12 protein-coding genes, 1 tRNA gene and 1 pseudogene are annotated in these 13222 nt (G+C 52.4%); all 14 read left to right on the forward strand.

What is annotated here, in order from left to right:
- The first annotated feature begins 8 nt into the window (after nt 1-8).
- The 14 genes and pseudogenes from kdpC to lonB all read left to right on the forward strand — a co-directional run bounded on the left by kdpC (nt 9) and on the right by lonB (nt 13128).
- Nucleotides 9-575, forward strand: coding sequence for a potassium-transporting ATPase subunit KdpC (gene kdpC, locus M4I36_RS05790; RefSeq protein WP_258110768.1), 567 nt, complete (start codon nt 9-11; stop codon nt 573-575).
- Between the two features lie 43 nt (nt 576-618).
- Complete coding sequence (locus tag M4I36_RS05795) at nt 619-1761, forward strand: universal stress protein (protein WP_258110769.1); 1143 nt, start codon at nt 619-621, stop codon at nt 1759-1761.
- A 34-nt stretch (nt 1762-1795) separates the two neighbouring features.
- A complete protein-coding gene (locus tag M4I36_RS05800) occupies nt 1796-2944 on the forward strand; it encodes a universal stress protein (protein ID WP_258110770.1) in 1149 nt (382 codons plus the stop codon).
- The gene (locus M4I36_RS05805) at nt 2929-4467 is read left to right on the forward strand and encodes a DUF4118 domain-containing protein (protein WP_258110771.1); all 1539 of its coding nucleotides are present in this window, start codon (nt 2929-2931) and stop codon (nt 4465-4467) included. Before M4I36_RS05800 ends, M4I36_RS05805 begins: the two co-directional genes overlap by 16 nt.
- A complete protein-coding gene (locus M4I36_RS05810) occupies nt 4455-5189 on the forward strand; it encodes a response regulator (protein WP_258110772.1) in 735 nt (244 codons plus the stop codon). The genes M4I36_RS05805 and M4I36_RS05810 overlap by 13 nt, the downstream gene beginning before the upstream one ends.
- A 26-nt stretch (nt 5190-5215) precedes the next feature.
- Nucleotides 5216-5299: pseudogene (locus M4I36_RS05815) on the forward strand (helix-turn-helix domain-containing protein); the annotation flags it as partial.
- A 180-nt stretch (nt 5300-5479) separates the two neighbouring features.
- The gene (locus M4I36_RS05820; protein ID WP_258110773.1) at nt 5480-5917 is read left to right on the forward strand and encodes a MarR family winged helix-turn-helix transcriptional regulator; all 438 of its coding nucleotides are present in this window, start codon (nt 5480-5482) and stop codon (nt 5915-5917) included.
- A 33-nt stretch (nt 5918-5950) separates the two neighbouring features.
- Nucleotides 5951-6859 carry a glutamate racemase gene (gene murI / locus M4I36_RS05825; RefSeq protein ID WP_258110774.1) on the forward strand — a complete coding sequence of 303 codons (909 nt, stop codon included), beginning with the start codon at nt 5951-5953 and terminating at the stop codon, nt 6857-6859.
- Nucleotides 6807-7406 carry an RdgB/HAM1 family non-canonical purine NTP pyrophosphatase gene (gene rdgB, locus M4I36_RS05830; protein WP_308661079.1) on the forward strand — a complete coding sequence of 200 codons (600 nt, stop codon included), beginning with the start codon at nt 6807-6809 and terminating at the stop codon, nt 7404-7406. Before murI ends, rdgB begins: the two co-directional genes overlap by 53 nt.
- 103 nt (nt 7407-7509) lie before the next feature.
- Nucleotides 7510-7586: transfer RNA gene (locus tag M4I36_RS05835), tRNA-Arg, on the forward strand.
- Nucleotides 7587-7953: 367 nt separating this feature from the next.
- Nucleotides 7954-9246, forward strand: a complete 1293-nt coding sequence (gene tig / locus M4I36_RS05840; protein WP_258110775.1) for a trigger factor — start codon at nt 7954-7956, stop codon at nt 9244-9246.
- Between the two features lie 129 nt (nt 9247-9375).
- Nucleotides 9376-9963, forward strand: a complete 588-nt coding sequence (gene clpP / locus M4I36_RS05845) for an ATP-dependent Clp endopeptidase proteolytic subunit ClpP (protein ID WP_258110776.1) — start codon at nt 9376-9378, stop codon at nt 9961-9963.
- Nucleotides 9964-10016: 53 nt separating this feature from the next.
- On the forward strand, nt 10017-11294 hold the full coding sequence (gene clpX, locus M4I36_RS05850) for an ATP-dependent Clp protease ATP-binding subunit ClpX (protein ID WP_258110777.1): 1278 nt from the start codon (nt 10017-10019) through the stop codon (nt 11292-11294).
- A 151-nt stretch (nt 11295-11445) separates the two neighbouring features.
- Nucleotides 11446-13128, forward strand: coding sequence for an ATP-dependent protease LonB (lonB, locus tag M4I36_RS05855; RefSeq protein WP_258110827.1), 1683 nt, complete (start codon nt 11446-11448; stop codon nt 13126-13128).
- Nucleotides 13129-13222: the final 94 nt, after the last annotated feature.

The following is a 13222-nucleotide window of genomic DNA, read 5'->3' on the forward strand; positions in this document are numbered from 1 at the left end:
GGAATAAAGTGGCGAACGTATGGAGGTCCATTCGCTTCACCGTGATTTTGGGTATTTTACTCAGTGTCATTTATCCGCTCTTTGTCACGTTGATTGGAAATCTGGTCTTTCCCTTTCAAGCCAAGGGGAGTATGGTACGGCTCCATGGACACATTGTTGGGTCTCAGTTGATTGCCCAAAAAGTGACGAATCCAGGCCTGTTTTGGCCGCGGCCGTCTTTTGTGCACTATGCTGCCAACGGGTCGGGCGCTTCCAATTACGGACCGACCAATCCGCTGTTGGTCAAGTCGGTGGCGGCCAATCTTAAGCACGATGGTGTCTCTCCGAGCGTTCCGGTCTCCGAGATTCCACCGAGCATGGTTGAGTCGTCCGGATCCGGCCTTGACCCGGATATTACAATTACGGATGCTTTGTTGCAGATTCCCCGTATCTCCAAAGCAACCGGAATCCGTGAAGAGAGTTTAAAACAGCTCGTCGCCAAAAAGGAAACGGGTTTATACTGGGGACTGTGGGGTACCCCGATGGTCAACGTGATGGAATTAAATTTGGCCCTAGAACGTCGCTTGTCTCAATGAGCGAGAGGCAGGGCCGGAAGTCGTCAGGAAGGGGGGAGGACGGATGGAGGAATCCTATCCTTCCCACGCGTCGATGGGAGCTTTCCATGCAAGTCCGGCAAGAGCGCAAGGTCGATTGAAAATTTTTATTGGAGCAGCTCCTGGAGTTGGTAAAAGCTACACCATGTTGCGTGAGGCGAAAACCTTGCGCGAACGTGGTGTGGATGTCGTCGTTGGGTATATGGATGACCATCACCGCTCCGATACAAGAGCGCAGATGGAAGGTCTCGAAGTCATTCCGCTGGCTGAAGTGGCGTACCAAGGACGCCTCTTCGAAGAGATGAACGTCCCGGCCATCGTTGACAGACGTCCCGGCTTGGTGGTCATTGACGAACTGGCACACAGCAACGTGCCTGGTTCTGAGCGAGCCAAACGGTACGAAGATGTCGAGTATTTGCTGGCACTTGGCATCGATGTGATGACTGCTGTCAATGTTCAGCACCTCGAACATGTGCGTAAGGAAGTCGAAGATAAAATTGGCATTCGTGTCCGCGAAGTGATTCCTCAATCGTTTTTAAAGAAAGCGGCAGAGATACAGGTCATTGACGTCACACCGGAAACGCTGCGCCAACGTCTGCGCGACGGTAGCATTTATCCGCCCGACAAGGTGGAGCGGGCGCTGAGTCATTTTTTTCGGAAAACGAATCTATCCTTGCTGCGCGAGATTGCGCTTAGAGAGGTCGCAGACGATGTCGACGAACGTCTTCAAAATTCGGTCGATCGCGCTAAAATTCCTGGCCCGATTGGAGCCAAAGAGACTATCATGGTGTGTGTAAGCTATGTCGACCGCTCTTCAAAGTTACTGGAAAAGGGTGCGCGGATGGCTTGGCGAATGAATGCCGAGTTGCTCCTATTGACCATCACGGACAGCGACGGAGCTTCTGCGTCGCCCAAAGAGACGACGCGATTGCAGAAGTTCCGACAGTTGGCGGACCAGTATGAGGCAGAATTAGTCGTGGAGAAAAGAGAAGACAGGCACACAGGCGAGGTCATTCTGGCAGTAGCCGAGCGTTTGAACGTAACGCAGATTGTGATTGGCCAGCCGCGCGGGATGGCGCGCTGGCAAATATGGCGCCATAACCCAGTGCGCTTTTTGATGCAGCGTATGCGTTACGTTGACTTGCGGATTGTCGGGTGGAAGGAATAACTCGAGGAATGTCATGAGAAGGTGGGGATCGGGGATGGCGAGACGTTCCACGAACTATACGTCTGTGGCTTACAAAGCACTTCGTCCGGGACGGCTCATCATTTATGTTGGCGCGGCACCGGGTGTGGGGAAAACCTACAAGATGCTGCAAGATGCGAATGATTGGAAAATGAAAGGTATCGATGTCGTCATTGGCTGGCTCGAAACGCATGGCCGCACCGGTACGGCGGAACAAGTGCAAGACCTTGAAATCATTCCCCGGAAGGTCATTCGCACGGGGAATCGAGTCTACGAGGAATTGGATACAGAAGCCATCATGGCGCGCCAGCCTCGCATTGTTCTAATTGACGAACTAGCGCATACGAATGCGCCGGGAAGTGCTCGCGAAAAGCGCTACCAAGACATTGAATATCTGCTCTCCCATGGAATTCATGTCGTGACCACGGTCAACATTCAACACTTGGAGAGCCTTCATGACAAAGTCGAGCATATCACGGGAGTGCAGGTCCGGGAGCGTATTCCAGACTGGTTTATCGATCTCGCCAATGAGGTCAAAATGGTTGACGTAAGCCCGGAGACCTTGCAGCAGCGCCTCATCGATGGTCAAATTTACTCATCTGACAAAATTGACCAAGCTTTGAATCATTTCTTTCGCCTCTCGAATTTGTCGGCTTTGCGTGAAATTGCGCTGCTCGAGGTGGCAGACGACGTCGAGCAGCGCTTGCATGACCAGATTTCCCGGGAGAAGGGCACGGCCGAGGCGGAAACGGTAGAGAGCACACTCGTGTGCGTCAACTCTCGGCCGCATTCCGCAAAGTTGATTCGGCGAGGCTGGCGCATAGCGGATCGGCATCACTCCATTTTATACGTCCTGGTAGTGGTCAATTCCCGAGAGATGACGGAGCGGGAGAGGCAGGAGTTGAAGCGCATCGAACGACTGTGTGAACAGTTTGACGCAATTTTCATGACGCGCGAGGTTCATGAACAAGGGGTCGGTCGAACCATCGTTGAGGTTGCGGAAGAGTTGCATGTAGCTCAGTTGGTGATTGGTCAACCCATGCCTGGTCGCACCTGGTGGGAACGGCTGCGCGGCAACCCCGTGGACTATGTGCTTCAGCACGCAGAGTTCGTCGACTTGCACGTGGTGTCCAATGAGCGCGGCGCGCGGTGCCAGACATCATGATTCCCTATGTCAAAGTGGCGGTTCTGTTGGCCATCCTGACGGTTGTCCTGCACTTTACTGGGATGTCGCTCGATCCGGTCAATATGGCCATGCTCTATCTGCTTCCGGTACTGCTCAGCTCGGTGCGCTTTGGCCTTGGTCCCTCTTTGTTTGCGGCGACGATGGGCGTCGGTTTGTTTGACTTCTTTTTTGTCCCGCCTTATGACAGTTTTGCGGTAAGCGACTTGAGATTTTTGATTTCTTTTGCGGTTTTCCTGACAATCGCTATTTTAACGGCGACTCTGTCTGCGCGTCTGCGAAGCCAATTGAACCAGGCCAAACGGCAAGAGCGGTTTACGGCGGAGCTCTACGAAGTCAGCCAAGGGATGGTCGGTGCTAATGACCTAGCATCGCTCCTGACCATCCTCGCTGAACGGATGTCAGCGATTCTCGGGGCGGAGGTAGCTTTTTATTCGGTCGACAGCTCGGAGCAACTCGTGTATCAAGACAAGTTGGCGTCATCAGAGAGCGGAGCTTTAGCTGAGGACCGGCAGTCGATGTTGACCATTGCCAGGTGGGTCTATCAAAATCAGGTAGCGGTGGGTCGCGGCACTGAAACCCTGAGTGAATCGAATAAAACGTTTCTCCCACTGACGAGTCGCGGCAAAGCGTACGGGGTCATGGTCTTGGAAAGTGGCCATGAAGCGTCTATGAAAGGCGTGCAGGAGAAACGGTCGCTGGTCAATGCGATGTGCGCTTTGGCAGCGGTCGCGGTTGAAAAGATGAAACTGCAGCAAGAAGCGAAAATGGTTCACTTGACCGCCGAGTCTGAACGCATTCGAACTGCCGTCCTGGATTCTATTTCTCATGAGTTGCGCACGCCACTCGCGACCATCACCGCTGCGGTGAGTGGTCTGTTGGAGGAGGATGGCGCGTATGACGAGCGGGATCGTCAAGATTTGTTGCTCGCCATTCGCGAAGGAGCAGGGCGGATGAATCGTTTGGTTGCGAATCTCTTGAACATGGTTCGGCTGGAGAGTGGGATGTTGACGCTCAATCGGCAGTGGTGCGTCTTGGAAGACATTCTCGGAGTCGCTTTGACACGCACTCGCGAGGCGGTGCACGGACATCAGGTTGAGGTGCGGGTAGACTCGGGCTTTCCACCAGTCTACGTCGATGAGGTATTAATGGAGCAACTCTGCGTTAATTTGCTGAGCAACGCGTTGAAGTATTCGCCCTCTGGAACTAAGGTCTCCGTGGATGCTGAATGGATGGGACAAACTGCACGCATGTCTATATCGGATGAGGGACCAGGTGTGGTTGAGAGCGACTTGCAGCACATCTTCACCAAGTTCTATCGCGCCCTTCCGACTCGACATATTCCCGGCACAGGTCTAGGTCTAGCCATCTGCAAAGGCATTATTGAGGCGCACGGGGGAGCTGTTTATGCGGTCAATCGCCAGCCGCGCGGTCTCACTATCTGCGTGGAATGGCCCATTCCGGAGACCGTGGCGCTGGAAGGAGAACAGATATGCAGTCTGTGATGGAAGGGCGTCGGCGCATTCTCGTCATTGACGACGAACTAGCCATTCGTCGCTTGTTGCGCGTCATCCTGGCAGCGCACGGATATGAGTTGTTGGAGGCGAGTACCGGGAGCGAAGGGTTGATGTTGGCATCATCCGCCAATCCGGAGCTGATTTTGTTGGATCTCGGTCTTCCTGACACAGATGGTCTCGAACTGTTGGAGAGATTGCGTGAGTTTTTGGCTACACCGATTGTCGTCCTGAGCGTCAAGGAGCATGAGGCGGTGAAAATCCGGTCTCTGGACTTGGGAGCAGACGACTACGTCACGAAGCCGTTCAGTTCCGGTGAATTGATGGCCAGGATACGGGTAGCACTTCGGCATCGGCAGCCACTTCCAGACGCGGATAACCCATGCCTTCAATTTGGGCGCCTCATGGTCAATCTTGCGCTTCGCACAGTCGAGGTCAATGGGCAGCCGATTCACTTGACGCCACTTGAGTATGACCTCTTGCGGACACTCGTGCTTCACGCTGGACGAGTATTGACGCATCGCCAATTGATTCAAGCGGTATGGGGGAGTTCCTATTCTCAGACAGACGGGCAATACCTTCGTGTACACATTGCAAATTTGCGCAAAAAGATTGAAGAAGACGTGACTCGACCGACTTTGTTGATGACCGAACCAGGCATCGGTTATCGATTTGCAGCGCTCGACGAGTTGCCAAGTAAAGATTTTTCTTGAAAAGTATCGCCACTACTGAACCGATGACTAATGTGATGAAAAAACTTAACGTCAAAGGTCGTTCGCAAGCGGTGGTGGAACTGGTGCGCTTGGGAGAATTGGCGATATGACGACAGGACCCCTACACACGCCTGCGTAGGGGTAGTTTGCTTCTCAGCTGCTGCGGATAAACGGCCTGTCGTCGACGGTCATCAGCCAGCCTTGACACGTGAGGAATGTTTCATTGACCCGTGTCGACTCGGGTGATACAATTTCGTCATTCTTCGAAGGACAGTTGGGGTGCGAAATCCGTGGATGTTTCATTTTCTGAGAATGTGGTGGACATTGAACTACGACTGCGCCAAATTTCCAGTATTGTTCGGCGTAGGGGTCGAATTATTCTTGAAAATTACGGAATTACGCCTCCTCAGTTTGATGCACTGGTCATTCTCAATCGCGATGGCGACTTGACGATTGGAGATTTGAGTAATCGCCTTTTTTTGGCATACAGTACGACGACCGACTTAGTGGACCGGTTGGAACGCGCTCATTTTGTCGCACGACAGCGTGATACGGGAGACCGCCGCGTGGTGCGCGTGCAACTGTTGACGTATGGTGCGGATTTGATTGAAAGAGTGTTAGATGCTCGCCGTGCCTATTTAGCGTCTGTTTTGGAGACAGTTTCTTCTGAAGAAAAGTCACGAATATCCCAAGTGTTAGAGTTACTTAATGCGAAAATGGCGGACTAGAGTTTTTCTGGTCGATAGGGAGAGATACATACGGTGTCTTCAGACGCGCCGATTGGAGTGTTTGATTCGGGAATTGGCGGTCTGACCGTCGTCGGAGAAATGATTCGGCTTATGCCTTTTGAGAATATGGTCTATGTAGGAGACCACGCTAGATGTCCCTACGGAGACAAGGACGCATCTCAAGTGCGTCAGTATGCTCGCGAGATTTGCGATTTTTTTATGTCTCTGCACGTCAAGTTGATGGTCGTCGCCTGTAATACTGCGACGGCCGTAGCATTGGACGATTTGCGTGCACGTTATGACGTTCCCGTCCTCGGAGTGGTGGTACCGGGAGCGGAGGCTGCGGTTCAATCGACTCACAATCGCAAAATCGGCGTGATTGCAACCCAATTGACCACAGAGAGCGGCGTTTACAAAGACGCGATTCACGAGCGCATGAAGGATGCCACCATAATTGGACAAGCCTGTCCCACGTTTGTGCCGATGGTCGAACGGGGAGAGTGGAGCGGTCCGTCGGTCGAAGCGGAAGTGCGGCGGTCTCTCGAGCCGCTCCTCACACACGGCTTAGATACACTGATTCTCGGTTGCACTCACTATCCAATGTTAGAATCCGTCATCCGCAGCCAGATTCCCAATTCAATGAAGATAGTGTCTTCTGCGACGGCGATGGCCGAGTCCGTGCATCGGTTCCTGACATCGGCTGGCCTGCTTCGAGACTGTCCGCAGGTAGGTGGGGTTCAGCACGACTTTTACACCACGGGAAATCCAGCGTCTATGAGCCACGCTCTCGAAACGTGGTTGTCGCGCCGGCCTGAAGAAGCACGTGTCATCACTTTAAGAACAGTACAGGATGGTCTGACAACTTTGGGGACGGAGGTTGAAACGTCTCATGATGGAAGTGTGTATTGCGTCTCAAAATCGCCACAAAGTCCGAGAGTTTGAAGAGATGCTCCACGGACAGTTGCTCGTGCGGTCCCTTCCGGATGGTTTGCCGGAGGCTCCTGAGGATGGGACGACGTTTGCCGAAAATGCTTTACAAAAAGCGCGGTTCTATGCGGCACTCGTGCAGATGCCAGTGTTGGCGGACGATTCTGGGCTGTGTGTCGCGAGTCTCCATGGAGAACCGGGCGTGCTGTCTGCGCGCTATGCTGGTGTACACGGCGACGATGAGGCCAACAACGCCAAATTGTTGCGTAGGCTGGCAGAGCATGCGGAGGACCGCTCCGCCGAATTTGTTTGTGCACTTGCGCTCGTCTCCGCAGCAGGTCAGACACTGTGTTCGGCCATCGGAACGATGTCTGGTGAGATTGCCCTTGAGCCTCGCGGCGCGCATGGCTTTGGGTACGATCCGCTGTTTATTCTCCCTCATCTTGGAAGGACATTTGCGGAACTGTCGCCGCCAGAAAAGCAAGCACATTCACATCGCAAAGCTGCTTTAGATGCTCTCCTCGCCAAGTTACCGGTTCTCGATTGGGGTGACATGGAGTGAAGTAGCGGCAGCTTTTCAGGGAACTTTGCAGCCTTCCTCTGCCCCTTGCAATTCAACCGTCGATTTCTTACACTGATATGTAGCCAAATCGGCGCACCGTCATGTCTCAGTAGCTCAGCAGGATAGAGCAACAGCCTTCTAAGCTGTGGGTCGGGGGTTCGAATCCCTCCTGAGACGCCACAATCCAAAATATGATGCAGCCTTGTCGAAACGGCCATCCAATCGGGTGGCCGTTTCGACAAGGCTCTGTGGGTATAGTGCTATAGTGCGCCCGGACATGTAAAGAGGGGTTGGTGACGACGAGCACATTCTCCAAGGTGTGCATATCCTATCCAACGATGAGTCATGCGGAGTACGGGTATGTTTGACGTCCTTCTAGGATTTCGATGCTCTGGAACATATCGAATCGTCCATCTGTCCTGTTGCGGTTGCCTTGTTTGCAATATGCGTGGTAGAATGGCATCCGTATCTTGTTGAGAATAATCGGGACGGGTTCTATTGGTTCGTCCAATTCGGATTGCATTGGGCTGTAGGGAGGATATATGGAATGACAGCGAAGTGGGAAAAAACCGGCAATAACGTAGGCGTCCTGGAAGTGGAACTGCCTAGTGAGGATTTTGGCTCGGCTTTGGACGAAGCATTTAAATCTGTGGTGAAGCGCGTCAATGTTCCTGGATTTCGTAAGGGAAAGGTTCCGCGCAAAGTTTTTGAGTCAAAGTTCGGGGTAGAGTCTCTGTATCAGGAAGCCGTAGACTATCTCTTGCCGCGGGCCTATGACGCTGCCATTCGGGAGACAGGCATTGAACCGGTCGACCGTCCTTCCGTCGATTTGCTACAAGCCGAGCGCGGAAAAGCGTTTCATTTTAAGGCGCAGGTCACGGTGAAACCTGAAGTGAAGCTTGGCCAGTATAAAGGTTTAGAGATTGAAGACAAAAAGTTCGAAGTCACGGATGAGTCTCTCGAAGAGGAACTGGACCGCATTCGCTTGAGTCACGCTCAAATCGAGGTCGTGGAAGACGGGACCGTAGAACAGGGAGACACCGTCAGCATTGATTTTGAAGGAATGGTCAATGGTGAGCCGTTTGAAGGTGGAGAGGCGGAAAACTTCGAACTGGAAATTGGCTCAGGAATGTTCATCGCTGGTTTTGAAGACCAACTGATTGGCATGGCGCCTATGGAAACACGGAAAGTCAATGTGACTTTTCCGGAGGAATATCATGTCAAGTCTTTGAGTGGACAGCCAGCGGAGTTTACCGTCGTATTGCACGACATCAAACGAAAAGTGATGCGCGAGTTGGATGACGAGTTTGTTCAGGAAATCAGTGACTTTCAGACCGTCGAGGAATTCAAAGCGGATGTCAGCAAGTCTTTGGAACAGCGTCTCGAAGCGGAGCATCGTCGATACTTGGAAGACGCTTGTGTCGCTTTGGCAGTCGCCAATTCAGAGATTGACTTGCCGCGTGTCATGATTGAGCATGAAATCGACGTACAGGTGGATAACTTTGCGCGTCAGTTGCAATATCAACAAATCCCGCTCGATGCTTACTTGGAGTTTACGGGTACGACGATGGAAGAGTTGAGGTCGCAGTTTGAAGCCGGAGCGGAAGAGCGCGTTCGGACGGAACTTGTGATAGAGGCGATTGCCAAAGCGGAGAACTTGAATCCGACCGAAGAAGACATAACGGCAGAAGTGGAGAGAATTGCAAATCAGGCTCAAATGGAAACAGACCGTGCTATGCAGCTCTTGATGATGCGTGACCCCGGTCTCCGCCAAATGATGCTCGAAATGCGCAATAGTAAAACGGCTGAGTTCCTCGTTGCAAATAGCATCATTGCTTGATTTCAGGTACAATGTTCTCGTGAGAATGAAGCGTCGCTTCTCCGATAGATGGACACAAGACAAGGCACGGCATCGTGCCTTGTCTTGTCACAGCCGACTTCGTGGGCGCGCAAAGGAGGTTTTCGGTGCATGAGCTTGACACCGATTGTCATCGAGCAAACCAGTCGGGGCGAACGGTCGTACGACATATATTCGCGACTGTTGCGGGACCGTATCATTCTGTTAGGCACGCCCATTGACGACTATGTTGCGAATTCTATTGTCGCGCAGTTGTTGTTTCTTGCTGCAGACGACCCAGAGCGAGACATACAGCTATACATCAACAGCCCGGGTGGTTCCGTGACGGCTGGCATGGCCATCTTTGACACCATGCAGCACATTAAGCCGGCAGTGTCCACGATGTGCGTTGGGATGGCGGCCAGTATGGGTGCATTTTTACTTGCTGCCGGGGAAAAAGGAAAGCGCTTTGCCTTGCCGAATTCGGAAATTATGATTCACCAGCCGCTTGGCGGCGTACAAGGACAGGCGTCCGACATTAAAATTCACGCTGATTGGATTTTGAAGACGAAAGACAAACTAAATACCATCTTGTCCGAACGCACAGGCCAGCCTTTGGCAAAAGTCGAACAGGACACAGACCGAGATAACTTTCTTTCTGCGGAAGAAGCCAAGGAATATGGGTTGATTGACGACGTGATTCAATACGGGGCCAAGTGACGTTGTGGCAGGGAAGATTCCCAGAGGCGCGACTGTAGGGGAGGGAATGCGTCGTGTTTAAATTTAACGAGGAAAAGGGTCAGTTAAAGTGCTCTTTTTGTGGGAAGACGCAAGAGCAAGTTCGTAAGTTGGTTGCAGGGCCGGGCGTGTATATCTGCGATGAATGCATTGAGCTGTGCAATGAAATTGTTGAAGAGCAGCTTGGCGAAGACGATGAATTTGAACTCAAAGATGTGCCAAAGCCGACGGAAATCAAGGCCATTCTAGACCAGTATGTGATTGGTCAAGAGACGGCCAAGCGCTCTCTGTCGGTGGCTGTATATAATCACTACAAGCGCATCAACATGGGAACTGGCAAGGGGGATGACGTCGAACTCTCTAAGTCCAACATCATGTTGCTGGGTCCAACTGGTAGCGGCAAGACGCTTTTGGCGCAGACTTTAGCGAGAATTCTGAATGTGCCTTTTGCCATTGCCGATGCTACGTCTTTGACAGAAGCTGGGTATGTCGGCGAAGATGTCGAGAATATTTTGCTAAAGCTGATTCAAGCGGCAGACTACGATGTAGAGAAGGCGGAGAGAGGCATTATCTACATCGATGAGATTGATAAAATCGCCAGAAAGTCGGAAAATCCATCAATCACCAGGGATGTTTCTGGAGAAGGGGTTCAGCAAGCCCTTTTAAAAATACTCGAGGGAACCGTGGCGAGTGTTCCACCGCAGGGAGGGCGAAAACATCCTCATCAGGAATTCATCCAGATTGACACGACGAATATTTTGTTCGTGTGTGGCGGTGCTTTTGATGGGATTGAACCCATCATCAAGCGGCGCTTGGGTCGCAAGGTGATTGGTTTTGGAGCAGCGGCTACGGCTGCTGGACCAGTTGACAACGGAGATTTGATGACGAGGGTCTTACCAGAGGACCTATTGAAGTTTGGCTTGATTCCCGAGTTTGTAGGCCGATTGCCGGTGGTTACCACATTGGAAGCACTGGATGAAACGGCTTTGAAGCGTATTTTGACAGAACCAAAGAACGCGTTGGTTCGTCAGTTCCAAAAGTTACTTGACTTGGATGGAGTCACTCTTGAATTTCAGGAAGATGCACTCAGTGTCATCGCCAAAGAGGCTATTAAGCGAGGCACTGGCGCCAGAGGGTTGCGGGCGATTATTGAATCCATCATGCTTGATGTGATGTACGAACTGCCCTCTCGGGAGGATGTACAACGTTGTATCATTACTCGAGAAGCTGCGACCCACGAGGAGTTGCCCATTTTGATGGGCAAGGACGGGAAATCCATGAAAGTGTTTCGCAAATCTGAAGAGACTGCATAATTCCCGCGGGCATGGTTTGGGCATTACCTGTTGAGGATTTGTCATGAGCGCACTTCGAGAAGAGATTCTCGGGTGCGCTTTTGTTTACGTCCTGTCCGAGTCGGCAATACTGCTTCTAATGTCCATTGGTGCCATATGGGAGGGAGCAGAGATGAATCTTAGTATACTGGCCGTGATTCAGGTGTTTTTCGCCATCATCATCGGTCTCTATTTTTGGAATCTATTAAAGACACAGAACCAAAACCGACACGCCATTGAACGTGAGTCGAAAAAGGAGTTAGAGCGGCTCCATCGTCTGCGGAGTATTTCGCTATCCGAACCCCTGTCGGAGCGCACAAGGCCGAGTTCCATGGCTGATATTGTTGGACAGGAGGAAGGTCTGCGCGCGCTTCGAGCCGCACTCTGCGGTCCAAACCCGCAGCATGTACTGATTTACGGACCCCCGGGGGTCGGGAAAACCGCAGCGGCCAGAGTCATTTTAGCGGAAGCGAGAAAGTCCGTGTCCTCTCCTTTCGCGGAGGACGCGAAGTTCATCGAGTTGGACGCTACAACGGCACGGTTTGATGAGCGAGGTATTGCCGATCCACTCATCGGATCGGTCCATGACCCAATCTATCAAGGAGCGGGTGCCATGGGTGTCGCGGGCATTCCTCAACCGAAGCCGGGGGCAGTCACGAAAGCACATGGCGGAGTCTTGTTTATCGATGAAATCGGCGAATTGCATCCGATTCAAATGAACAAATTGCTGAAAGTTTTAGAAGACCGAAAAGTTTTTTTGGAGAGTGCTTATTACAGCAGCGAAGACCATGCCATTCCGGGTCACATTCACGACATTTTTCAAAATGGCTTACCTGCCGACTTTCGGCTGGTGGGTGCGACAACTCGCTCTCCGGAAGAAATTCCACCAGCGATTCGATCTCGCTGCATGGAAGTGTTTTTCCGTTCCTTGAGTCGTCAGGAAATTGAATCCGTGGCGCGTGGCGCGTTCGCAAAATTGAACATGGAGGTGGACAAAGCTGTCATCTCGGAAGTTGCCAATTATGCCACGAACGGTCGCGATGCTGTCAACATTGTACAAATTGCAGGTGGCATTGCATTAACAGAAGGACGAGAGACCGTTCGCTTGGAAGATATCCAATGGGTCATTCGATTTACACACATCTCGCCGAGACCGGAGAGACAAATTTCCGACCTTCCGCAGGTTGGTGTGGTTAATGGGTTGGCGGTCTACGGTCCGTCTTCCGGTCTTTTGTTAGAGGTCGAAGTGGTGGCTGAGCGAGCGGTTGCCGGGCATGGGCGAGTTACCATTGGCGGATTGGTGGAGGAAGAAACCATCAACGGACGGGACCGAAGCATGCGCCGCAAGTCCATGGCGAAAGGGTCGCTTGACAATGTTTTAACCGCATTGCACCGCCTCGGCGGCATCCATCCGTTTGCGTATGACTTGCACATTAATTTTCCGGGTGGAATTCCGGTCGACGGCCCGAGTGCTGGAGTCACCATGGCAGTTGGTGTCTTTTCCGCCATTACGGGCAGGCCTGTGTTGAATACGGTGGCCATGACTGGGGAACTCTCCATCCGTGGACTCGTTCGGCCGGTCGGCGGAGTACCGGCAAAAATAGAGGCTGCTCGGGACGCGGGCGCAACGACTGTACTGATTCCGAGGGAGAACTGGCAAGAGACCTTTCGCGACATTCCAGGAGTGAAAGTCGTGCCTGTGGAAAAACTGGTGGACGTACTGCGACTGAGTGTCGTCGGTAGCGGTGAACAGCTTCCGGGAGACATAGCGGCCATTCCCGTAGCAGAACCTTCCTCTTGGACTGCCTCAGTGTAATTGTACGCACACGGGAGACTCCGGGTCAGCACTGCGGTCGAATAGGTTCGTGGTTGTGGGGTGAAGGACCGGACAAGTTGGACTTGTCATGCCG

Source organism: Alicyclobacillus sp. SP_1, from assembly GCF_024706985.1.
In the GTDB taxonomy this organism is placed as follows: domain Bacteria; phylum Bacillota; class Bacilli; order Alicyclobacillales; family Alicyclobacillaceae; genus Alicyclobacillus_I.